General features: G+C 62.4%; 19 protein-coding genes. 11 read left to right on the forward strand and 8 right to left on the reverse strand.

Translation table 11 applies throughout. The features are described 5' to 3' along the window. The first annotated feature begins 203 nt into the window (after positions 1 to 203). A complete protein-coding gene (locus E4M07_RS05560; protein ID WP_169054098.1) occupies positions 204 to 1,250 on the forward strand; it encodes a DUF2336 domain-containing protein in 1,047 nt (348 codons plus the stop codon). A gap of 16 nt (positions 1,251 to 1,266) precedes the next feature. On the opposite strand, the gene parE is transcribed toward E4M07_RS05560, so the two are convergent. The 3 genes from parE to gltX form a co-directional block, all read right to left on the reverse strand. Next, a complete protein-coding gene (parE, locus tag E4M07_RS05565) occupies positions 1,267 to 3,348 on the reverse strand; it encodes a DNA topoisomerase IV subunit B (protein WP_136657264.1) in 2,082 nt (693 codons plus the stop codon). Positions 3,349 to 3,603: 255 nt separating this feature from the next. Next, positions 3,604 to 4,896, reverse strand: a complete 1,293-nt coding sequence (gene gltA / locus E4M07_RS05570) for a citrate synthase (protein ID WP_136657265.1) — start codon at positions 4,894 to 4,896, stop codon at positions 3,604 to 3,606. A 340-nt stretch (positions 4,897 to 5,236) separates the two neighbouring features. Next, positions 5,237 to 6,658 carry a glutamate--tRNA ligase gene (gene gltX, locus E4M07_RS05575; RefSeq protein ID WP_136657266.1) on the reverse strand — a complete coding sequence of 474 codons (1,422 nt, stop codon included), beginning with the start codon at positions 6,656 to 6,658 and terminating at the stop codon, positions 5,237 to 5,239. A 149-nt stretch (positions 6,659 to 6,807) separates the two neighbouring features. Here gltX and E4M07_RS05580 point away from each other — a divergent pair, with 149 nt between their 5' ends. Then, a complete protein-coding gene (locus E4M07_RS05580) occupies positions 6,808 to 9,141 on the forward strand; it encodes a ComEC/Rec2 family competence protein (protein WP_136657267.1) in 2,334 nt (777 codons plus the stop codon). 16 nt (positions 9,142 to 9,157) lie between these two features. Here E4M07_RS05580 and lexA read toward each other — a convergent pair whose 3' ends face one another. After that, complete coding sequence (gene lexA, locus E4M07_RS05585; protein WP_136657268.1) at positions 9,158 to 9,877, reverse strand: transcriptional repressor LexA; 720 nt, start codon at positions 9,875 to 9,877, stop codon at positions 9,158 to 9,160. Positions 9,878 to 10,270: 393 nt separating this feature from the next. Between lexA and E4M07_RS05590 the strand changes: the two genes are divergently transcribed. Continuing rightward, positions 10,271 to 10,516, forward strand: coding sequence for a DUF1127 domain-containing protein (locus E4M07_RS05590; protein ID WP_136657269.1), 246 nt, complete (start codon positions 10,271 to 10,273; stop codon positions 10,514 to 10,516). 190 nt (positions 10,517 to 10,706) lie between these two features. On the opposite strand, the gene E4M07_RS05595 is transcribed toward E4M07_RS05590, so the two are convergent. Beyond that, a complete protein-coding gene (locus E4M07_RS05595) occupies positions 10,707 to 11,954 on the reverse strand; it encodes an NAD(P)-binding domain-containing protein (RefSeq protein WP_136657270.1) in 1,248 nt (415 codons plus the stop codon). A gap of 27 nt (positions 11,955 to 11,981) precedes the next feature. Beyond that, positions 11,982 to 12,551 carry an OsmC family protein gene (locus tag E4M07_RS05600; protein ID WP_206057174.1) on the reverse strand — a complete coding sequence of 190 codons (570 nt, stop codon included), beginning with the start codon at positions 12,549 to 12,551 and terminating at the stop codon, positions 11,982 to 11,984. A 387-nt stretch (positions 12,552 to 12,938) separates the two neighbouring features. On the opposite strand from E4M07_RS05600, the gene E4M07_RS05605 reads away from it, so the two are divergent. Continuing rightward, entirely contained in the window at positions 12,939 to 13,931 is a 993-nt protein-coding gene (locus E4M07_RS05605) for a beta-propeller fold lactonase family protein (RefSeq protein WP_169054099.1), read from the forward strand. A gap of 96 nt (positions 13,932 to 14,027) precedes the next feature. On the opposite strand, the gene E4M07_RS05610 is transcribed toward E4M07_RS05605, so the two are convergent. Further along, positions 14,028 to 14,351: a hypothetical protein gene (locus tag E4M07_RS05610; protein ID WP_136657272.1), complete on the reverse strand. Its 324-nt coding sequence runs from the start codon at positions 14,349 to 14,351 to the stop codon at positions 14,028 to 14,030. A gap of 166 nt (positions 14,352 to 14,517) precedes the next feature. Next, positions 14,518 to 16,185 carry a phenylacetic acid degradation protein PaaN gene (gene paaN, locus E4M07_RS05615; protein WP_136657273.1) on the reverse strand — a complete coding sequence of 556 codons (1,668 nt, stop codon included), beginning with the start codon at positions 16,183 to 16,185 and terminating at the stop codon, positions 14,518 to 14,520. 126 nt (positions 16,186 to 16,311) lie between these two features. Here paaN and paaG point away from each other — a divergent pair, with 126 nt between their 5' ends. The 7 genes from paaG (at position 16,312) to paaB (ending at position 21,962) form a co-directional block, all read left to right on the forward strand. Further along, positions 16,312 to 17,100: a 2-(1,2-epoxy-1,2-dihydrophenyl)acetyl-CoA isomerase PaaG gene (paaG, locus tag E4M07_RS05620; RefSeq protein WP_136657274.1), complete on the forward strand. Its 789-nt coding sequence runs from the start codon at positions 16,312 to 16,314 to the stop codon at positions 17,098 to 17,100. A 5-nt stretch (positions 17,101 to 17,105) separates the two neighbouring features. Next, positions 17,106 to 17,567 (forward strand): hydroxyphenylacetyl-CoA thioesterase PaaI, encoded by a 462-nt coding sequence (gene paaI, locus E4M07_RS05625; RefSeq protein WP_136657275.1) that lies wholly within the window; start codon positions 17,106 to 17,108, stop codon positions 17,565 to 17,567. 33 nt (positions 17,568 to 17,600) lie between these two features. Next, positions 17,601 to 18,947, forward strand: a complete 1,347-nt coding sequence (gene paaK / locus E4M07_RS05630) for a phenylacetate--CoA ligase PaaK (RefSeq protein WP_136657276.1) — start codon at positions 17,601 to 17,603, stop codon at positions 18,945 to 18,947. Positions 18,948 to 18,974: 27 nt separating this feature from the next. After that, on the forward strand, positions 18,975 to 19,565 hold the full coding sequence (locus E4M07_RS05635; RefSeq protein WP_136657277.1) for a TetR/AcrR family transcriptional regulator: 591 nt from the start codon (positions 18,975 to 18,977) through the stop codon (positions 19,563 to 19,565). A 74-nt stretch (positions 19,566 to 19,639) separates the two neighbouring features. Beyond that, entirely contained in the window at positions 19,640 to 20,539 is a 900-nt protein-coding gene (gene paaX / locus E4M07_RS05640; RefSeq protein ID WP_136657278.1) for a phenylacetic acid degradation operon negative regulatory protein PaaX, read from the forward strand. Positions 20,540 to 20,630: 91 nt separating this feature from the next. Continuing rightward, positions 20,631 to 21,626, forward strand: coding sequence for a 1,2-phenylacetyl-CoA epoxidase subunit PaaA (paaA, locus tag E4M07_RS05645; protein WP_136657279.1), 996 nt, complete (start codon positions 20,631 to 20,633; stop codon positions 21,624 to 21,626). A 48-nt stretch (positions 21,627 to 21,674) separates the two neighbouring features. Continuing rightward, positions 21,675 to 21,962 (forward strand): 1,2-phenylacetyl-CoA epoxidase subunit PaaB, encoded by a 288-nt coding sequence (paaB, locus tag E4M07_RS05650; protein ID WP_136657280.1) that lies wholly within the window; start codon positions 21,675 to 21,677, stop codon positions 21,960 to 21,962.

Genomic DNA, 21,962 nt, shown 5'->3' on the forward strand with positions numbered 1-21,962 from the left:
AAAATAGGCGAGGGCTGAAATGGCCGCAAGCGGTTAACGGATATAGTGAACCGATCGTAAACCTTTTGCTTCTACGGTCCGCTTTACTGAGGTAGCGACCGTGGAATTTCTGAATGATTGTCCGAAAATTTTTGCAATGGTCCGAAACGGCGGGTTCTAGGGACAGGGCACGCGCGGCAAGTGCGCTCGCACGCGCCTTTGTCATGAGCGAATTGTCCATCGAGGAGACGCGGGCGGCGGAAGCGGCCATGGCGCTGTTGCTCGACGATCCGTCCCCGAAGGTGCGTCAATCCATGGCCGAGGCGCTGGCCAGCAGCGAGAAGGCTCCGCGCTCCGTGATATGCAGCCTTGCAAGGGACCAGATCGAAGTGGCCGGCGTTGTCGTCTGTTGCTCGCCGGTACTCAGGGAACAGGATCTGGTTGATCTCGCTGCGGACGGCAGACCCGGCATTCAAAGCGCGATCGCAAACCGCCAGGACCTCGGCCCGGCCGTGTGCGCCGCCCTGGCCGAAGTCGCCGGCCGACATCCCATCTCGGAGATGCTGGACAATCTGACGGCGCGCGTCGCGAAAGTCTCCTTGCGCCGGATCACAGAGCGCTTCGGGGAGCAGGCCGAACTGCGCGCCCGCTTGCTGGAGCGTGGCGATCTTCCCTGCGATGTCCGCCACGCGCTGATCATGAAGGTCGGCGACGCGCTGGCGCAATCGAATTTCGTTGCCGGCGTGATCGGACGCAACCGTGTCGAGCGCATCATGGACGACGCCTGCCAGTCGGCGACGCTGCAGCTTGCCGGCAACATCACGGGCGAAGAGGTTCCCGCCCTGGTTGAGCATCTGCGCATTGCCGGCAGGTTGACCCCGGCATTCCTCATGCACACGCTCTGCATCGGCAATATCGAGTTTTTTGCAGCAGCGATCGGCTGTGTCTCGGGCGTCAGCGACGACCGGGTCCGCAGTATTCTCGTCGACGGCCGCCGCAATGCGATCCTCGCGCTTTACACGTCCGCTGGCCTGGACAGCACGGTTGCGGGGGTCTTCGTTTCCGCGACACTGTTGTGGCGCCGTGCGACCCGGCTCGACACAACTCCCAGCGCCCTGCGGATCACAGAATCGCTCGTTGAAGAGTACGCGCGCGCAGGCGAGGGCGGCGCTGTCGCCGAACTGCTTTCGTTGGTCGAACGCATGAACCTGGAGTTCCGGCGCCAGGCAGCGAAAGATTATGCGGTTTCAATGACTTACGAGGCGGCTTAGCGGCGCCGAATTCCGATCAGATATCCAGGTCGTCGACGAATTCGGCGCGTTCCTGGATAAACTGGAACCGGGCATCCGCCTTCGTTCCCATCAAATTGTCGACCGTCTTGCGGGTGTCATCGGCGATCGCTTCATCGATCTCCACCCGCAGAAGCGTGCGCTTGTCCGGATGCATGGTCGTTTCCTTCAGCTGCGCCGGCAGCATTTCGCCGAGGCCCTTGAAGCGGCCGATATCGATCTTGCCCTTGCCCTTGAACTCGGTCTCGAGAAGCTCCGCCCTGTGGAGGTCGTCCCTGGCGTAAAGGGTCTTGCCGCCCTGGGTGATGCGGTAGAGCGGCGGCACGGCCAGATACAGATGTCCTTCCCGGATCAGTTCCGGCATCTCCTGGTAGAAGAATGTGATCAACAGGGAGGCGATGTGGGCGCCGTCGACATCGGCGTCGGTCATGATGATGACCCGGTCGTAACGCAGATCCTGTTCGCGGTATTTCGACCGGGTTCCGCAGCCGAGGGCCTGCACGATATCGGCGATCTGCTGGTTGGCGCCGAGCTTGTCCCGGCCGGCGCTTGCCACGTTGAGGATCTTGCCGCGCAAGGGCAATATGGCCTGATTGGCCCGGTTGCGGGCCTGCTTCGCCGAACCGCCTGCCGAGTCACCCTCGACAATGAAAAGCTCGGCCCCGGCCGCAGCGTTTTGCGAACAGTCGGCAAGCTTACCGGGAAGCCGCAGCTTGCGCACCGCGCTCTTGCGGCTGACTTCCTTTTCCTTGCGGCGGCGGACGCGCTCATCCGCGCGCTCCATCACCCAGTCAAGCAGCTTGGCGGCCTCTTGCGGCGAGTCGGCAAGAAAGTGGTCGAAGGGATCGCGCACGGCGTTTTCGACAATGCGCTGCGCCTCGACCGTTGCCAGCTTGTCCTTCGTCTGGCCGACGAATTCCGGTTCGCGCACGAAGACCGACAACATGCCGGCCAGCGAGATCATCACGTCGTCCGTGGTGATGATCGAGGCGCGCTTGTTGCCGGTGAGCTCCGCATAGGCCTTGAGACCGCGGGTCAGCGCCAGGCGGAAGCCGGCTTCATGGGTGCCGCCTTCAGGGGTGGGTACGGTGTTGCAGTAGGAGTTGATGAACGCGTCGCCCGTGTACCAGGTAACCGCCCATTCGACGGTGCCGTGGCCGCCGGTCTTTTCCGAACGGCCGAAGAAGATGTCGCGGGTGACCTTGTGTTCCGGCCCGATGCTGGCATCGAGATAGTCCTTGAGGCCGCCGGGGAAGTGGAAACTCGCCTTGGCCGGTATCTCGCTCTTTTCGTCCAGCAGCGACGGATCGCATGTCCAGCGGATCTCGACCCCGCCGAAAAGATAGGCCTTGGACCGCGCCATCTTGAAAAGCCTGGCCGGTTCGAAACGGGCACTCTTGCCGAAAATCTCCGCGTCAGGGTGGAAACGGACCCTGGTGCCGCGCCGGTTGTGGACTTCGCCCAGGTCCTGCAGTTTTCCCTTTGCCAGGCCACGCGAGAAATCCTGGCGGTAGAGACGCCGGTTGCGCGCGACTTCCACTTCAAGATGATCGGACAGCGCGTTGACGACGGAGACGCCGACGCCATGGAGGCCGCCGGAGGTCTCGTAGACCTTGGAATCGAACTTTCCGCCGGCGTGAAGCGTGGTCATGATGACCTCAAGCGCCGACTTGTTCTTGTATTTCGGATGCGGGTCGACGGGTATGCCGCGCCCATTGTCGGTGACGTTCAGAAAACCGTCGGCTTCCAGTTCGACCTCGATCACCTTGGCGTGGCCGGCCACGGCCTCGTCCATGGCATTGTCGATGACCTCGGCAAACAGGTGGTGCAGCGCCTTGGCGTCGGTTCCGCCAATATACATGCCGGGCCTGCGCCGAACCGGTTCCAGGCCTTCAAGGACCTCGATGTCGGAGGCCGAGTAACCAGCTTCCGCATTGTCTGTCATCGCTGCTGCCTTGCTTGAGCGTTTCCGCTTCGATCCGGATCGCGGTCCGGACTTGCCGATTTCCTTGTCGTTTGTCGCGCCGTCCGACGCCTGCGACGCGCTGAGGCCGGAGAAAAGATCGGTGTTATCGTCCATTGAGCAGGCGGGCCCTCGTCATTCCGTACCGAAACTGCCCGACCCGGGTATCCGACTGGACAATTTCGATGATTCGCATCTGCCCGAGTCTGCCAGAATCATGTCCCCGTTGCGAGCGTATAGGCATGCCCGGACCGCATAAACGCGGCCTTCTGGGTCGATTTCGCATCGGAAACCGGCCAAATGGCGGCCCGGGCGGACATCAACCGCCCGGATCACCCGCTCTGGTCTGCTTTTCCAGTACGCGCAGGCCCGTCAGGAGCGGCTGGAAATCGGAACATAATCGCGGCTCGTCTCGCCCGTGTAGAGCTGGCGGGGACGACCGATGCGCTGATGGGGATCCTCGATCATCTCCTTCCACTGCGCGATCCAGCCGACCGTGCGGGCGAGGGCGAACAGCACCGTGAACATGGTGGTCGGGAAGCCGAGCGCTTTCAAGGTGATGCCCGAATAGAAGTCGATATTCGGATAGAGCTTCTTGTCGATGAAGTACTCGTCGGTGAGCGCGATGCGTTCCAGCTCGATCGCAACATCCAGAAGCGGGTCGTCCTTGATGCCGAGCTCGGCCAGGACCTCATGCGTCGTCTTCTGCATGATCTTGGCGCGCGGATCGTAGTTCTTGTAGACCCGGTGGCCGAAGCCCATCAGGCGGAAGGGATCGTCATGATCCTTGGCGCGGGCGATGAATTCGGGAATGTTGTCGACCGATCCGATTTCGGAAAGCATGTTCAGCGCGGCCTCGTTGGCGCCACCATGGGCCGGGCCCCAAAGGCAGGCAATGCCGGCGGCAATGCAGGCAAACGGGTTGGCGCCGGACGAGCCGGCCAACCGGACCGTTGATGTGGATGCGTTCTGCTCGTGATCGGCATGCAGGATGAAAATCCGGTCCATGGCGCGGGCAAGCACCGGGTTGACGACATATTCCTCGCAGGGGACCGCGAAACACATGTGCAGGAAATTGGACGCATAATCGAGGTCGTTCTTCGGATAAACAAAGGGCTGGCCGATATGGTACTTGTAGGCCATTGCGGCAATGGTCGGCATTTTCGCGATCATGCGCAGGCTCGCGACCATGCGCTGGTGCGGATCGGTGATGTCGGTCGAGTCATGGTAGAAGGCCGAAAGCGCGCCGACCACGCCGCACATGATGGCCATCGGATGCGCGTCACGACGGAATCCGGTGAAGAAGCGCGACATCTGTTCGTGGATCATGGTGTGACGGGTGACACGGTAGTCGAAGTCGGCCTTCTGCGCCTTGGTCGGCAGTTCGCCGTAAAGAAGAAGGTAGCAGACTTCGAGGAAATCGCCGTGCTCGGCCAGCTGGTCGATCGGATAACCGCGGTGTAAAAGCACACCGGCTTCGCCGTCAATATAGGTTATCTTGGATTCGCATGAGGCCGTTGACGTAAATCCGGGGTCGTAGGTAAAGGAGCCTGTTTCCCTGTACAGGCTCGCGATATCAATGACATCCGGACCGACCGATCCGCCGCGGACCTGCAGTTCGATGTCATTGCCATCGACAGAGAGCTTCGCCTTCGATTCCGTCATATTGGTCCCCTTTTAATATCATTCATAACACGACCCTTGGCGGCTACCGCGGATCAAACCGAAACAACGTGCGCCGTTGCTAGCCGATTTCGCACGCGCTGCCAAGCTAGGCATTGGTGTAATTGTGCGCTGCAGCGTGATCCGGGAAGCAATGGATCACACACGAGGCGCCTCTGCCAAGCGGTTGCAGCAGGACGCTAAATTGACCGGCCAACGGCCATTATTGAGCGGGACGCATCGCAGGTAATGCCAGAAACCGCACGTTATCGTGAAACCCGCAAGCCGTCCGCTGGTGGGTAAATACCGCACTGCACCGTAAATATCCAGTGTTTGGAACCAGTCAGTTCAACTGGTCGCTAATCCGGCCCAGCGCCTCGTCGCGGCCGAGCACGGCGATCACGTCGAACACGCCGGGCGAGGTGGTCCTGCCGGTCAGCGCGGCGCGCAGGGGCTGTGCCACCTTGCCGAGCTTCAGTTCATGCGCGTCGGCGAATTCCCTGATCGCTGTTTCCAGCGGTTCGATCTGCCAGTCGACCACAGTTTCCAGTATCGGAAACAATTGCCGCAGCACATCGCGCCCGCCTTCGGCAAGGATCTTCTCGGCCTTTTCCTCGTTGTGCAATGGACGTTCGGCGAACAGGAAGCGGGCGCCGTCGGCGAGATCGACAAGTGTCCTGGCGCGCTCTTTGAGGCCCGGCATAGCCGTTTTCAGCCGCGCGACGGTCTCAGGCGTCAGACGCTCTTCGAAGTATGCTCCGTTTTCCATGTAGGGGAAGAAGCCGAGCAGTGCTTCAACGAGATCATCGTCATCGCCATTGCGCACATAGTGGCCGTTGATCGCTTCAAGCTTCTTGATGTCGAAGCGCGCGGCGCCTTTGTTGACATGGGCGATGTCGAACCACTCGATCATCTGCTTCATGGAAATGATCTCGTCGTCGCCATGGCTCCAGCCGAGCCGCACGAGATAATTGCACAGGGCCTCTGGAAGATAGCCCATCTCCCGGTAGGCCTCCGCACCGAGCGCGCCGTGGCGCTTGGAGAGTTTGGCACCGTCAGGGCCGTGGATCAGCGGGATGTGCGCCATATTGGGCACCGGCCAGCCCATGGCCTCGTAGATCACCGTCTGACGGGCCGCATTGGTCAGGTGGTCGTCGCCGCGGATGATGTCGGTCACGCCCATGTCGTGGTCGTCGACCACGACGGCCAGCATGTAGGTCGGGTTCCCGTCCGAACGCAGGATGATGAAGTCGTCGAGGTCGGCATTGGGAAACGAGACTTCGCCCTGCACCTTGTCGGCAACCGTCGTGTCGCCCTGGCGCGGCGCCTTGATGCGGATGGCCGGAACGGCACCATCCGGGGCTTCGGACGGATCGCGGTCGCGCCATCGGCCGTCGTAGCGCGGCGGGCGTCCTTCGGCGCGTGCCTTGTCGCGCATCTCCTCAAGTTCCTGGGGCGTCGCGTAGCATCTGTAGGCCTTGCCGGCCACGAGCAGTTGTTCAACCACCTCGCGGTGGCGTTCGACCCGCGCATACTGGGAAATCGCGTCGCCGTCCCAGGACAGGCCAAGCCATTCGAGGCCGTCCTTGATCGCCGCGACGGCCTCCTCGGAATAGCGGCTGCGATCGGTGTCCTCGATGCGCAGCAGCATCTTGCCGCCCCGGTTTCTCGCATAAAGCCAGTTGAACAATGCGGTCCGGGCGCCGCCGATATGCAGAAATCCGGTCGGCGAGGGTGCGAAACGGGTAATGACTTCTCCGGACATGGAGGTTTCCTGTTTGTTGCAGACTGTCTGGAACTCGGCGCTCATGTAACACACACCGGTCAGAGTGCAAGGCCTCCGGGGGCGGCTTTGCCGGCGAAGCGTTGCTGTGTAGGATCGAGGCGGCAGAGCAGGGGTAAGGCATCGGTTCCATGAACAGGGCAGACACGGTTGAGAGCCGGTCCCGACCCGGGGAAGGCGGTATTGATCAAATACCGGACGCTGCCCGTACCGATTCCGGGCACGAGCGAAAAAACTCGAATGCCTTCAACGCTTTGGCGCAGGCCTTCCGCGAAGAAACGGGCACCGGCCAGACGATCCTGTGGTTGCCGGTGGCCATGGCCGGCGGTGCCATTGTGTGGTTCGGCAGTGCAGAAAGACTGCCGCTGCCGCCGATCGCAATCCTGTTCGCCGTCCTGACACTCTGGCTGCTGTTGAAAGGCGAGGGCCGGTGGCGGGGCCCGCTTGTTCTGGCAGCGGGTTTCCTTGCCGGCATGCTTGCCTCCGAAATTGAGACCCGGCGCCACCAGACGATCCTGCTCGACGGCGAGGTCACGACCCGCATCGAGGGCAGGGTGGTCAGCCGGGATGTCGACCATGCCAGCCGCTGGCGCTACACGATCGATGTGGAAAGGACAAGCGAACCGGAAATCAGACGGCCGCCGGGACGGGTGCGATTGGTCGCGCGCGGTGGCCAGGCGCCGGTGGAAATCGGCGGCACGGTCGCCGGGCTCGCCCGTCTGCAACCACCATCCGGTCCGGCGCTGCCGGGCGGTTACGACTTTTCATTCCATGCCTATTTCAACGGGCTTGGCGCCTATGGGTTCTTCTACGGAGCGCCGGAAGCTGTCACCTCGGCGGCAGGCGATGATCGCGGACCGCTTGAGGAAATCCGTCTTGGTGTCTCACGCCTGCGTGCGGCCGTCGCGTCGCGCATCCGGTCGGTTTTGCCCGGCGATACCGGAGGATTTGCCAGCGCGTTGACTGTCGCGGACCGGCGCGGATTGAGCCCCGACACGGTTGAGGCGCTGCGGGCGAGCGGGCTTGCCCATGTCCTTGCCATTTCCGGGCTGCACATGGCCCTGGTGGCCGGCACGTTTTTCTTTTTCGTGCGCGCCGCGTTCAGCCTGTTTCCGACCGCGGTTCAGGCCCTGCCGGTCAAGAAGATCGCCGCGGCCGGCGCGCTCGTGGTGGCGTCACTCTACCTCGTCATATCCGGCGCCAGCGTGTCGACCCAGCGTGCCTGGATCATGCTTGCCATTGTCCTTGTCGCCGTGCTGGTGGATCGACCGGCACTGACCATGCGCAATGTCGCCCTCGCGGCGATCGTCATCATCATGATCACACCGTCGGCGGTCCTCGGGCCGGGCTTCCAGATGTCGTTCGCGGCAACGGCGGCCCTGATTGCCACCTATGGTCTGTGGCGAAAGTACTCGGAAAACCGGCCCGGCGCAGCCGACTACGCCGGGCCCGGGCCGCTTCGGACCGTCGCTGTCTTCTTTGTGGCTCTTGGAGTCACCTCCATCGTTGCCGGCCTCGCGACGGGTCCGTATGCTGTCTACAGTTTCCATCGTGTCGCCGCATACGGCCTGCTGGCCAACCTGGCCGCCATGCCGGTGGTGACCTTCGTCGTCATGCCCATGGGGCTGGTATCGATGCTGGCCCTGCCGTTCGGGCTGGAACACTGGCCGCTTGTTGTCATGGGGGCCGGGCTCGACACTGTCATGTGGATTGCCCGCTCCGTCGAGGACCTTGGTGGGGCCGTCGTCATCGGGCGGGTCCATACCGGCCTTCTGCTTGTCCTGACCGGCGGCTTCCTGTTGTTCGTGCTCGGCAGAACGCGGCTCAGGCTGTTCGGCCTTGCAGTTGCAGTCTGTGCGGCGGTCGGGATGGTCACAATGGCACGCGACGATCCGGCGGTGGTGATTTCAGAAGACGGCCGGCTGGTCGCCCTTGTGTCGGAAGACGGGCTGGCAACCAACCGCGGGCGCCCGAATAGGTTTGTCTTCGAGCAGTGGCAGAGGGCGCTGGCCAGGCCGCAGACAATCAGCCCCGTTGCCGCCGCCGTCGGCAATGGCGCAGGTGATCTCTCCGCCATCCTGTCCGACGCCCTCCGGGAGAACGCCGGCACGCCGGTCTTTGCCTGTTCGCAAAAGGAATTTTGTGTCGGTTCGACCGGCAGCGGCGCGTCCGTCGCGGTTATCGAGGACCTGCGCTACCTCGGGCCGGCCTGCGATGTCGCCGACCTGGTCATCACGGCAAAACGCATCGCGCTCGGGCGGTGTTACTCCGGTGCCGTGCTGGTGACCGGGCGCATGCTCAGGCAAAGCGGTTCTCTTGAAGTCCGGCACCGGGGCGACGCGCTGGAGATCGTCTCCGCCATAGAACTGTCGGACAGGCCGTGGACGCGGCAGCGCTTCTATGACTGGCGCAGCCGTTCATACAAGAAACGAAAACCGCTATGGATGGCCGGGGCCGGCGACTAACGGCCGAAACGCCCGGTCAGTGGTAGCGGCGGATCAGCCCGACGAGCTTGCCCTGGATCTTGACCTGGTCGGGTCCGAATATCCGGGTTTCATAGGCCGGATTCGCCGCCTCGAGCGCAATCGACGCGCCCTTGCGGCGGAAGCGCTTGAGTGTCGCTTCTTCCTCGTCGACCAGCGCCACGACGATTTCACCGGGATTGGCGGTGGATGTATTCTTGATCACCACCGTGTCGCCGTCGAAGATTCCCGCTTCGATCATCGAATCACCCTTGACCTCGAGCGCATAGTGTTCGCCGCTTGAGAGCATTTCGGGGGGAACGCTGATCGTATGCGTGATGTTCTGGATTGCCGATATCGGGACACCGGCAGCAATGCGGCCCATGACCGGAACGCTGGCGGCCGGCTCCATATCGTCGTCGTGACGAAGCTGCTGGACCTTGTCCTCTGCCGCCGGTTTGCCGAGGCTGCCTTCGATGACACTCGGCGAAAAGCCCTTGCGCGGCTGGCTGCCGGGAATCATGGTCTCCGGCAATCTCAGCACCTCCAAAGCCCTCGCACGGTTCGGCAGGCGGCGGATAAAACCCCGTTCCTCCAGAGCGGTGATCAGGCGGTGAATTCCCGATTTCGACGCGAGGTCGAGGGCTTCCTTCATTTCGTCGAAGGATGGCGGGATGCCCGATTCTTTCATTCGCTCATGGATGAACAGCAGGAGTTCGTGTTGTTTGCGCGTCAGCATCGCTGGGCTCCCGAGTCGGAGAAACAAATACGGAACATACACTATATGTTCCAGTTGTGTTCTTCAAGTGTTTATATTTCGTAAATAGGTGTCCGGAACCGGTAAATTTGTCCGCTGAGAGATCCTTCGGCCCACCACATGCCCACGTGAATCGAGCCGTTTATGTGTCAATTGTTTCAACCGGCGGTGTCGGAGGCTTCTGCTGCCGTGGCAAATTGCTGAAAACGCTGAGGCTTCCGAATCATTGGTCGTTGCTAGACGACAACAAATGAAACACGCAGCCGGCCATTTGGAAATCCAAGTGAAACAGCGCGCTCCTAAATTCTGATCATACAGGCGGTGCTCGAAGCGAACCGGGCATGAACGAAACAGACGAAGATACAGGAGCTGGAAATGACTGTAATCATAGACCACAGCGCCAACCGGCCCGGTACACGGACCATGGCAATCACCGCAGCCGCACTGAACTGGTTGAACCCGTTTTCGGAGCGTGCACGTGCGAAACGCCGGACACGGCGCGAACACGAGCAGCTGATGGACATGTCGAGTTACGAACTGCATGACATCGGCATGACGCGCGGCGAAGTCGCGTTCGGCATTTCAAGCGGCAGGGGCGTCTTTCGCGACGTCGACCGGTGATCCGGGCAACGCTGATAATTCCCGATAACCTCCCCGAGGGCGCTGTCACTGAAGAGTGACGGCGCCTTTTGATTCAGGTGCACGTCCATCCTGCCCGATAACCGGGAGCCACGTGCGCGCAACACCCCGAGCAAACGGCACGCCGTTGGCCGGTGACGGAATTTCGGCTGTGGCCAAAGGCCTCGAAGGTCTATGCGGCCAGGGAACGGTCGGCGAGGAATGCCTGCAGGTGGTCGGCGAGGTCCCGCGCATCGTCCGCGGCGCCGTCGATCAGCGACGACTTGCGCCGGCGCAGGAACGGCAGACCCATCACGTACAGGCCGGGAGAGCCGGTAACGCCGCCATCATGGACGATCCTGCCCTTGCGGTCGAAGACCGGCACGTCGAGCCATGAATGGTCGGGACGATACCCGGTTGCCCAGACTATGGATTTGATGCCTGAAGAAGCGAGATCGATCTCAAGACGCGGCGACGCTGCGATCCGTGTCGGATCGAAGCGGTGCTTGGCGTCGACTTCACCGGTCATCCCGTTGTCTTCGATCCACGCGTCGATGGTGTCGAGGAGGCGGTTCATCTTGAGATCCGCCAGCGCGCAAATGTTGCCGAGGGCGCCGGAAAACAGGAGGGTATTGTCGCGCGCGCCGGCGAGCCGCCCGACGACTTCGATGCCCGTTTCCGCCAGGGCATTGATGTCCAGGTCGGCACGGTCGTGCGTACCGGCAAGCTGCAGCGAGGGGACGCGACGCGCGCGCCTGATGTCATCGACCTCGTCGTAGCGCAGGTCGAGAAGGCCGCATCGGTCCATCCACCACTTGATGTCACGGCCACGATAGACCCTCGGAACCCGGACATGCTCGCCAGCGGCCAGGATTACGTCGCGACCCGACTGCCGGATTTCCCGGGCGAGCTGCATCCCGGTCGCCGAAGCGCCGACGACAAGAACGCGCCCGTCCGCAAGTTGTCCGGGATTGCGGTATTGCATCGGGGTGATGCAATCGATCCCGTGCGGGACCTGATCCGCGATCTTCGGAACGCCGGCGATGTTGCAGGCGCCCGACGCCGCGACCAGCGTCCGGCACAGCCAGGTGCCGCGATCGGTCTCAACGCGATAGCCGGAATCGGTCCGCCGGACCGCTTCGACCGACGTGTGCGTTTCGACGGGCGCCTGGACGTGGCGGCCATAGCCGTCGAGAAACCGGATGACCTCCGGCATGTCCATATATCCGTCGGGATCCGGGCCGTCGTAGCGGAAACCGGGGAGGCGGCTTTGCCAATTGGGGGTCAGCAGCCGGAGCGAATCCCAACGCTCCGTGCGCCACGAATTGGCAATGTCGCCGCGCTCCAGCAACACGTGGTCGATGGAGCGCTGCGTCAGTTGCTGGCTCATGGCGAGTCCGGACTGGCCGGCGCCGATGATGACGGTCGTAGTCTTGTTCACGACACTCGCCTTTCGTTGAGAGCCTGATCAGACAACGTCGACGACGACGTTGGTCGGGTTGGTGATGCAGTCGAAGATGGCCGAGCGCTTCTGCGACTGGGCAACAAGCGCCCTGATCTCGTCGGCGGATGCGTCGGCGTCCACGTCGAACGTCACACGGATGGTTCCGAAGCCGTTGCGGACATCGTCATCGATGCCGAGAATGCCCTGGAGATCCATATCGCCCTCAACGGTCGCATGGACCGAGTAGAGCTGGATTCCACGGTGCTGCGCGACGGCGGCAACGCCGCCCATCAGGCAGCTCGCGAGACCGGTCAATGCGAGTTCGGCCGGCGTCGGCGCGTTATCTTCCGCGGCGAAGACCTCGGGATGGTCGGCGTCGATGGTAAACGTTCGCTGACGCGACTGTTCCTCGCCGAGCCCGAAAAAGCCGCTGATGGTCGAACGGCTGTGCGTTCCGTTCACCCAATGGCAGCTTGTGCGCCATTTGAATTGTGCCGCCGCCGGTGCTTCTTCGAGGGCGCCGCGGGCGCCGATCAGTGCTTCGACGTTGACGCCGTTGTCGACTTTGGTTTTGGTCATTGTGGCCTGTGTCATGGGAGCATCCTCATTTCAACAAGTGTGTCTGTCCTTGGCGATAGGCCTCGCGGCTTATCTGGCCGGAAGTTGGATGCGCGGGATTTCAGTTGCGTGTCTTTCCGGGCGGCGTCGTGTTTCAATTGTTGCCGGAGGTTTCAGTTGTTTCAGGTCCGGCGGCGGCCTGAAACACGGGCGACCGGGGCTATGCGTGTGTGCCGGTCGGGCAGGGCAGGGACGACTAAAGTATGAGGGGCAATCCGGATTTGCCCAGAAAAAGCCCGAAACGCTTCCCCACCTCAGGAGCAAGCGGCCGCTTCCCGTCAAATGCGGAACAAGAAATGGAGGTGGCCATCCGGCCCCGCCCGGTCCATGCGTGGCGGGGTACATCGCAAACATGGAGATCCCATGCGAACCATCCTGTTGACTGCCTGCTCGCTCGCCGCCCTTTCGGTCCCGGTGGTCGCGAACACTCTCGTTGTCGGCAACAAGTTTGACGGCACCGTCAGCTTCATCGATCTCGACAGCGGCAAGGAAATCACCCGTTCACCGGCCGGTGGATCTCCCCACGAAGTGGCCATTTCGCCCGATGGAAAGACAGCCGTTGTCGTGTCCTACAAGGAGGAGGGTTATGTCGGTGAGGAACTGAATCTTTTCGATGTCGCGACTGGCAACCTTCAGAAAACGATTTCCATTGCGCCGCATCGGGCGCCGCACGGCATCGGCTGGATCGGCAACACGAACAGCGTGATCGCCACAACGGAGGAGACCCGGGACGTGATTAGGGTCGATCTTGGAGAAGGCCGTGTCAGTGCCTCTGCAACGACGGACCAGATCGGATCGCACCTCCTTGCCCTGTCGCCTGATTTCTCCACGTCCTATGTCACCAGCCGCGGATCCGATACGGTCAGCGTCATCGATGTGGACTTGATGGAGCTCTTGGAAACGGTCGCCGCCGGGCAGGGGCCCGAGGCCGTGGATGTCAGTCCGGACGGAAGGCATCTTTGGGTGGGCAACAACCTGTCCCGCGACATCATCGTTTTCGACACCGGGTCAATGGAACAGGTCGCACGTATCGATGCCGGCTTCCTGCCGATCCGGGTCCGCTTCCATCCCGACGGCGGCAGCGTCGCCGTTGCCGACCTGAAGGGTGACCGTGTGGTGGTCTACGATGCCGCATCGCGCGAGATGGTGTCCGAAATCGACCTCGCTGCAGGTGGGCTGAAGACACCTGCATCGTTGCTGTTCGCCCCGGACGGATCGGCGCTGTTCGTCGGTGCGCAGTCAACCGGCAATGTCGCGGAAATCGACGTCGGGACGTGGTCCCTGAAACGGGTCCTTGACGCCGGCGACGGCGCCGACGGCCTCGGCTACAGCGACATAGAGATCGCTGTTTCCTGACGAAGACCGGCGTTAACGCCGGACCAAGCCGCGCTGTCGTAACCGACGGCGCGGGTTCGCCATGTCAGCAGGTCCGCCTGGCCGCCGGGCGGTCAGCTATTCGAAAATATATGAGCCCAGGTCACACAGATCGAGACCGTAGTCTTCCAGCGTCTCGCCGTCCTCGAACTCGGCCCGAATATCGTAGATACACGTGTTCAGGCCGTCGGCAATGATGACGTCGACCTCGTAGTCCACATCCAGAATACCGCCGGCGAGAAGGTTCCGCTGCCACGAGCTTGTGTCTTCCGAAGAGACATGGAACGCAGTGATCGGGCTCGGTGACTGGTTGATCAGCTTGAAGGTGAGGTCTTCGGCACTGGCGCTTGTGGCCCAGGCAAGGATTGCGGCCGCGGCGGCCACGAGAACGGTTTTGCGCATCGGTATGTCCCATCTGATATTCGCCCCGCCGGGACGATATCCCGATTTCCCGCCCATACAACCTCAAAAGGCCCGGAATCCCCGTAATTTGTCGTATTTGATGAAAAAGCCGACCGGCTCAATGCCACTGCGGTGCCGTGCCGGCGCCGCATTGGCAATTCTTGGGTCAGGCCGCCTTGTGCCGGCGCGTCGCCGCAATCCGGAACCGGTTGGCGACAAACGCCGCGTCCGTCAGCGCTGCGTTGCCGGCCGGGTTGGCGCCGGTCACATGATAGTCGCTGAACGCGGCGCTCTGATTGACGAAAACCCCGCCCGTCAGGTTGCACGACAGGCTGACGCCCGCATCGGCGAAGGCGTCGGCGGCCCGATCAAGCGTCGCGTCGTCGGTTGCATAGACCGACGCCGTGATCGCCCCTTTCTCGGACGCGAGCGCCGCGGCCCGCGCGATGCCTTCTTCGGCGTCGGAAACGGCGATGATGAAACTGATCGGCCCGAACCGCTCCTGGTGATGCGCATCGCCCTCGCTGTCGCGCACTTTGAGGATCAGCGGCGTTGCCGTGCGCGCATCGGCCAGATTCTCAAGCGAGGCAGAGGGCCGCAGAACGGTGCCGAGGCCGGCTGCCGCTTCGACGCGCTCGAGGGTCGCGTCGCTGGCGATGGCGCCGCACACGCCCGCGGCCCGGTCGGGATCGCCGAGCAGCTTGTCGACCGAGACCTTGATCCCTTCTGCGACCGCGTCGAAGTCCTTGTGGCCTTCGTCGGTGTCGATGCCGCCTTCCGGCACGTAGATGTTCTGCGGCGCGGTGCACATCTGGCCGCTGTAGAGCGAAAGCGAGAAGGCGATATTCGAGCACATGCCGCGGAAATTGTCCGTAGAGGCGACGACGATCGAATTGACGCCGGCTTCCTCGGTATAGACCTGTGTGTCGCGGCCGGCATTCTCCCGCACCCAGTCTCCGAAGGCGTTCGAGCCGGTGAAGTCGATGATGCGGACGGCGGGATCGGCGACCAGTTCCTTGGTGATCTCGGAACCCGGTTCGTCGGCGGCAAGAAGCAGAACGTTCGGGTCGAAGCCCGCTTCGGCAAGGACCGCACGGCCGATGCTGACGGTGATTGCAAGCGGCAGGACGGCGCCCGGGTGCGGCTTGACGATCACCGTGTTGCCGGTGGCAAGGCTGGCGAAAAGCCCCGGGTATGAATTCCAGGTGGGGAACGTCGCGCAACCGATGACCAGGGCGACGCCGCGCGGTATAACCCGGAAACGCTTTTCAAGCACCAGGGGATCGTGCTTGCCCTGCGGTTTCGTCCAGACAGCCGATGCCGGCGTTCGGGACATTTCCGCGTAAGCGTAGGTCACCGCCTCGAGACCGCGGTCCTGGGCGTGCGGTCCGCCGGCCTGGAACGCCATCATGAATGCCTGGCCAGTCGTGTGCGAGACGGCATTGGCCATTTCGAAGCTGCGCTTGTTCAGGCGGTCGAGGATCTCGAGGCACACACCGACCCGATCCTCGACGGAGGCTTTCGCCCAGTCCGTCGCGGCACTTCGTGAAGCCTCGAGCAGAAGAGCAGGGGATGCCTTGGGGTACTTGATGCCGAGTTCGAGCCCGTAAGGAGACTGTTCGGACCCCACGGTGCCGCCGTCGGCGGGGTGACCGTTGAGTTCAAATGCCTTGCCAAGGGCCGATTTGAAAGCTTTGGCACCATCCTCCTTGGCTGTTTCCCCGTAAATCTTGCCGCTGGCAATCTCGGGATAGGGTGACCAGTAATCGCGGGACCGGGCTGCTTCCAGCGCCTGGTCCAGGGTTGCCTTGTGCGTATCAAAAAAACCGCTCATTCTTTCCTCCTGCCGATCGGACGATCGAGATTTCGACGTTTCTTAATCATTGACCAACCGGTCGGTTTATGCAACATAAATTATCGAAACGAAGGCGCGCAGCCGTGATTTCGGGAGGAGAATCAAATGAGCGATGACCGGGTTCTGGTGGAAAACTGCGACGGCTATGTCGTCATCACGCTCAATCGCCCCGACAAGCTGAACGCCTTTACACCCATACAAAACAACAGCTTGATGGAGGCGTTGGACACCGCCGATGCGAATCCGGACTGCCGAGCTGTCGTGATTACCGGCGCCGGCCGCGGTTTTTGCGCCGGCCAGGATCTTGGCGAGCGCGACCCGGCGGACGGAACGCCCGATCTCGGCCAGACCATCGAGACCTATTTCAATCCGATGATCCGCAAACTGCGCGCCATCCAGCTTCCGGTGATCTGTGCCGTCAACGGCGTCGCCGCGGGCGCGGGAGCGAATGTGGCGCTCGCCTGCGACATCGTTCTGGCGGCCAGGTCGGCGAAATTCATCCAGGCGTTCTCCAAGATCGGACTGGTGCCCGACAGCGGCGGCACATGGACCGTCACGCGGCTGATCGGCGAAGCCCGCGCGAAAGCGGTCATGCTGACCGGCGCGCCGGTGACGGCGGAAATTGCCGAGCAGTGGGGCATGATCTGGAAGGCGGTCGACGATGAACAGCTGATGGATGAGGCACACAGCCTCGCGGGCAGCCTGTCAAAAGGCGCAACGGTCGGGCTTGGACTCACCAAGATGCTGGTGCAGGCGGCCGGCACCAACACGCTCGACAAGCAGCTCGACCTCGAGCGCGACACGCAGCGCGAGGCCGGGCGCACACCGGACTACGTGGAAGGCGTGAGCGCCTTTCTTGAAAAGCGACCCGCCGTATTCACCGGACGGAGATAGGCAAGATGTCCGCAGAAGCGCACGATCCGTCCGATATGTCGCCGGATGAGCTGGCCAAGGCCTGCGCGAAATCCATGTGGGAAAACGACAACGCCTCAAGACATCTCGGGATGGAGATCGAGGCGGTATCGGCGGGGACCGCGACACTGTCGATGACCGTCCGGGACCACATGACCAACGGCCACGACATCTGCCATGGCGGGTTCATCTTCACGCTGGCCGACAGCGCCTTTGCCTTCGCATGCAACAGTTACAACCAGAACGCCGTTGCGCAGCACTGCGCCGTCTCGTTCCTGATGCCGGTGCATAGTGGCGAGAGGCTGACGGCGGTGGCGCGCGAGGTACACCGGACCGGCCGCAGCGGCATTTACGACATTCGTGTCACACGCGGCGACGGCGAGACGGTGGCGGAATTTCGCGGTCACTCGCGCACCGTCAAGGGAACGCATCTGCCCGTCGAGGAATGACAAGAACAAGACCGCCGTCAGGAGGATACGCACATGCAGGCACAATCAAACAACGACCTTGGCGCACCGGCCTCGATCGCGGCAGGCGGCGACGGCGGCCTCGAGCCGATCGAAACAGCATCCCGCGACGAGATTTCATCGCTTCAGTTGAAACGCATGAAGGAAAGCCTGAGCCGCGCCTACGAGAACTCGTCCTTCTACCGCGCCCATTTCGACAGGCACGGCGTTCACCCGGACGATCTGAAGGGGCTTGAGGACCTGGCGCGCTTTCCGTTCACGGTGAAGCAGGACCTGCGCGACAACTATCCGTTCTCCATGTTCAGCGTGCCGAAGGAAAAGCTTGCCCGCGTCCACGCGTCTTCGGGCACCACGGGCAAGCCGACTGTGGTCGGGTACACGCTGAAGGACATCGATACGTGGGCACAGGTCGTGGCGCGCTCGATTTACGCCAGCGGCGGCCGGCCGGGCGAGATGGTGCATGTCGCATACGGCTACGGGCTCTTCACCGGCGGCCTCGGCGCACACTACGGCGCCGAGAAGCTCGGCTGCACGGTCGTACCGGTCTCCGGCGGAATGACCGAGCGGCAGGTCACGCTGATCGACGATTTCAAGCCCGAGATCATCATGATCACGCCGTCCTACATGCTGTCCGTGCTCGACGAGTTCCGCCGGGCCGGCATCGATCCGCGTGAATCCTCGCTGAAGGTGGGCATATTCGGAGCCGAGCCGTGGACCAACTCCATGCGCCAGGAGATCGAGGAATCCTTCAACATGGATGCCGTCGACATTTACGGCCTGTCCGAAGTCATGGGTCCCGGCGTCGCAAACGAGTGCGTGGAGACGAAAGACGGCCTGCATATCTGGGAGGATCACTTCTATCCCGAAGTCATCGATCCGGACACCGGCGAGGTACTGCCGGACGGCCAGAAGGGCGAACTGGTCTTCACCTCGCTGACCAAGGAGGCCTTTCCCATCATCAGGTACCGCACGCGCGACCTGACGCGCCTGCTGCCCGGAACGGCACGGACCATGCGGCGCATGGAAAAGGTCACCGGCCGCTCCGACGACATGATGATCGTGCGCGGCGTCAATATCTTCCCGACGCAAATCGAGGAGCAGCTCCTGAAATGCGCCGGCCTTTCGCCGCACTACCAGATCGAGCTGACGCGGGAAGGGCGCATGGACACGATGACCATCATGGTGGAATCGATGCCCGACGCGGCGGACGAGCCCGTACGTGAAAACAGCGGCAAGGAACTGGCCGCACACGTCAAGAGCTCGCTTGGCGTCACCGCCAGGGTCGAGGTCAAGGTTCCCGGCGGGGTCGAGCGTTCGGCTGGCAAGGCGCGGCGCGTTGTCGATCGCCGCAAAACCGACTAAGAACCAACGCAAAGACAGGAATCGAACTTGGCCAGAACCAAAGCCCTAGACTACGAGGTCAAGCGGGGCGCCATCCTCAGGGAAGCCGCCAGGCTGTTCGCAGAGGTCGGCTATGACCGCTCGTCGATGTCACAGCTCGCCGAGGTCTGCGGCGTCTCCAAGGCGTTGCTTTATCACTATTATTCCGGCAAAGACGCGCTCCTGTACGATGTCATCGGCGCGCATCTGAAAGAACTTTGCCTGTCCGTTGAAGCAGCGGACCGGCCGGACGCCCCGCCCGAGGAGCGATTGCACCTGCTCATTGCCGCGCTGCTCGAGGCCTATCGCGAGTCCGATCACGAGCACAAGGTCCAGATCAACGAGATGAAGCACCTGCCGCGCGATGAGCAGGAAGCGCTGAAGGATCTGGAGCGGCGGCTCGTCGCCCGCTTCGCCGCCGCCGTGACCGGCATCAACCCGCGGCTCGAGGCACGGCTGATCAAACCGGTCACCATGTCGCTCTTCGGCATGCTCAACTGGCACTATATGTGGTTCCGCCCGGAGGGCGAGGTGGATCGCGAGGAATATGCACGCATCGCCAGCCGGCTGATCATCGACGGCGCCCGTGGTCTTTCCTAGCCAAACGCCCGGCCGAAGCCGTCCGTTCGCTGTCACAAGTTGCCCTGACTGTCCGGACAGGCAATAAATGCGGCATGTCTGATTCTGCATCCAGGGAGCTGGAAGCGCTCATCGACGACTTCCACTCCCGCGAACGCATACGGGTCTGGTCGCTGGTCATTACCATTTTCGGCGACGCCGTCATTCCGCGCGGCGGCGAGTTGTGGCTCGGCTCGCTTCTTGAACTGATGGAGCGGCTGCGTATCGAACCGAGCGCGCTTCGCGCCGCGATGTCGCGCCTGACGGCCGACGGTTGGCTGACGCGGCTGCGCATCGGCCGCAAGAGTTTCTACCGGCTGGCGGAGGCCGGCGAAGCCGAATTCGCCGAGGCCGCGCGGCGCATCTATCGGCCGCACCGCAGCGACTGGTCCGGCAAGTGGCTCGTTCTGTCGCTCTCAACGGAGACGGGCGAGGGAAGGGACGCCAGGCGCAGGCAGTTGCGCAGTGCCGGTTTCGGGGCGCTGAGCCCGACGGTGTTCCTGCGGCCCGAAACGGTGGAGAACGCGACGACGCCGGAACTGCAGAACGGTGAAGTTCTGTTTCACTCGACACTGGACCATGCCTCCGAGGTCAGGCACATGGTTGCGCAGGCCTGGCGGCTCGACGATGTCGAAAAGCTCTATCGCAGATTCATCGACACGTTTACGCCGCTCGAACGTGCCCTTGGCAAGGGCGCGCTTCTCGAGCCGCTGTCGGCGATGGCGGCGCGCAGCCTGCTCATCCATCACTTCCGCCCGATTGCCCTGCGCGATCCGGCGTTTCCTGCCGAACTCACACCGGAAAACTCGCTTGGCGACGAGGCCCGGATGCTTGTCGCGAGGATTTATCGCAAGCTCGCGGATGCAAGCGAGACCTGGCTCGATGCCTGTCCCGATTCCAATGATGAGCCGATCAGGAAGCCGGAAATCGAGATCGCCGAACGGTTCGCCAAATAGACGCGGAATCGCTTAATATGTTACGATAATGTAATTGACATTTTGTGTTTCGTAACATATAATCCTTCTAAACTAAAGAAGGACCAGGGATATGTATTCTCAGGGGCTGATTGGCGCCGACGGCAAGACCGATGAGGACGAGGCCTTCCTTGCCGCCTTCCAGGAACGTATCGATGCCGAGCAGAAGATCGAACCGAACGATCCGATGCCGGAGGGTTATCGCAAGACTCTGATCCGTCAGATCTCGCAGCACGCGCATTCCGAGATCATCGGCATGCAGCCCGAGGGCAACTGGATCAGCCGGGCGCCGACGCTGCGCCGCAAGGCGGCACTGATGGCAAAGGTGCAGGACGAGGGCGGCCACGGACTCTATCTCTACTCGGCGGCCGAGACGCTCGGCATCAGCCGCGAGGAGATGTACCAACAGCTGCTGACGGGCGCCGCCAAATATTCATCCATCTTCAACTATCCGGCGCTGACCTGGGCCGATATCGGGGCCATCGGCTGGCTGGTCGACGGCGCCGCGATCATGAACCAGATCGCGCTCTGCCGCTGTTCCTACGGGCCGTACGCCCGGGCGATGATCCGCATCTGCAAGGAAGAGAGCTTCCACCAGCGGCAGGGCTACGAGATCCTGATCACGCTTTGCAACGGCTCGGATGAACAGAAGGAGCTGGCCCAGGATGCGCTCAACCGTTTCTGGTGGCCATCGCTGATGATGTTCGGTCCTTCCGAGGGCCAGTCGGTGCACTCGCAGCAGTCCATGTTGTGGAAGATCAAGCGCTTTTCCAACGACGACCTGCGCGACAAATTCATCAATGCGACCGTGCCGCAGGCCGAGTTCCTCGGGCTCAAGGTTCCCGACCCCGAGCTCAAATGGAACGAGGAAAAGCAGGGCTACGACCACGGCGATATCGACTGGGACGAGTTCTGGCGTGTCGTCAAGGGCGACGGTCCATGCAACCGGGAGCGCATGCGCACGCGGCGGCGGGTCGAAAGCGAAGGTGCCTGGGTCCGCGAGGCGGCGCTCGCACACGCGCAAAAACGCGCCGAGCGGCAGGCGGTCGCACCGGTTGCCGCCGAGTAATCCGGCAAACAATTCAAGCGCTTATCCGTATTGCGGAAAGGAATTCCGATGACCGAGACAGCAACTCCCCTTTGGGAGGTTTTCATCCGGGCGCGCAACGGCCTCAGCCACAAGCACGCCGGCTCCATCCATGCCGCCGACGCGGAACTTGCACTGCAGGCAGCGCGCGACGTCTACACGCGGCGCGGCGAGGGACAGAGCGTGTGGGTGGTGCGTTCCAGCGACATCGTGGCCTCCGATCCGGTTGACAAGGACATGATGTTCGAGCCGACGGCAAGCAAGATCTATCGGCACCCGACCTTCTACGAGATCCCCGATGACGTGGGCAATATGTGA

Source organism: Nitratireductor sp. XY-223 (assembly GCF_004959855.1).
GTDB lineage: Bacteria > Pseudomonadota > Alphaproteobacteria > Rhizobiales > Rhizobiaceae > Hoeflea_A.

Coding starts and splice junctions, on each gene's coding strand:
- paaG (WP_136657274.1), top strand. CDS start 16,312: ATGAGCGATGACCGGGTTCTGGTGGAAAACTGCGACGGCTATGTCGTC.
- lexA (WP_136657268.1), bottom strand. CDS start 9,877: ATGCTGACGCGCAAACAACACGAACTCCTGCTGTTCATCCATGAGCGA.
- parE (WP_136657264.1), bottom strand. CDS start 3,348: ATGGACGATAACACCGATCTTTTCTCCGGCCTCAGCGCGTCGCAGGCG.
- E4M07_RS05610 (WP_136657272.1), bottom strand. CDS start 14,351: ATGCGCAAAACCGTTCTCGTGGCCGCCGCGGCCGCAATCCTTGCCTGG.
- E4M07_RS05605 (WP_169054099.1), top strand. CDS start 12,939: ATGCGAACCATCCTGTTGACTGCCTGCTCGCTCGCCGCCCTTTCGGTC.
- paaA (WP_136657279.1), top strand. CDS start 20,631: ATGTATTCTCAGGGGCTGATTGGCGCCGACGGCAAGACCGATGAGGAC.
- paaN (WP_136657273.1), bottom strand. CDS start 16,185: ATGAGCGGTTTTTTTGATACGCACAAGGCAACCCTGGACCAGGCGCTG.
- gltA (WP_136657265.1), bottom strand. CDS start 4,896: ATGACGGAATCGAAGGCGAAGCTCTCTGTCGATGGCAATGACATCGAA.
- E4M07_RS05560 (WP_169054098.1), top strand. CDS start 204: ATGAGCGAATTGTCCATCGAGGAGACGCGGGCGGCGGAAGCGGCCATG.
- E4M07_RS05590 (WP_136657269.1), top strand. CDS start 10,271: ATGACTGTAATCATAGACCACAGCGCCAACCGGCCCGGTACACGGACC.
- paaK (WP_136657276.1), top strand. CDS start 17,601: ATGCAGGCACAATCAAACAACGACCTTGGCGCACCGGCCTCGATCGCG.
- E4M07_RS05580 (WP_136657267.1), top strand. CDS start 6,808: ATGAACAGGGCAGACACGGTTGAGAGCCGGTCCCGACCCGGGGAAGGC.
- paaB (WP_136657280.1), top strand. CDS start 21,675: ATGACCGAGACAGCAACTCCCCTTTGGGAGGTTTTCATCCGGGCGCGC.
- paaX (WP_136657278.1), top strand. CDS start 19,640: ATGTCTGATTCTGCATCCAGGGAGCTGGAAGCGCTCATCGACGACTTC.
- paaI (WP_136657275.1), top strand. CDS start 17,106: ATGTCCGCAGAAGCGCACGATCCGTCCGATATGTCGCCGGATGAGCTG.
- gltX (WP_136657266.1), bottom strand. CDS start 6,658: ATGTCCGGAGAAGTCATTACCCGTTTCGCACCCTCGCCGACCGGATTT.
- E4M07_RS05600 (WP_206057174.1), bottom strand. CDS start 12,551: ATGACACAGGCCACAATGACCAAAACCAAAGTCGACAACGGCGTCAAC.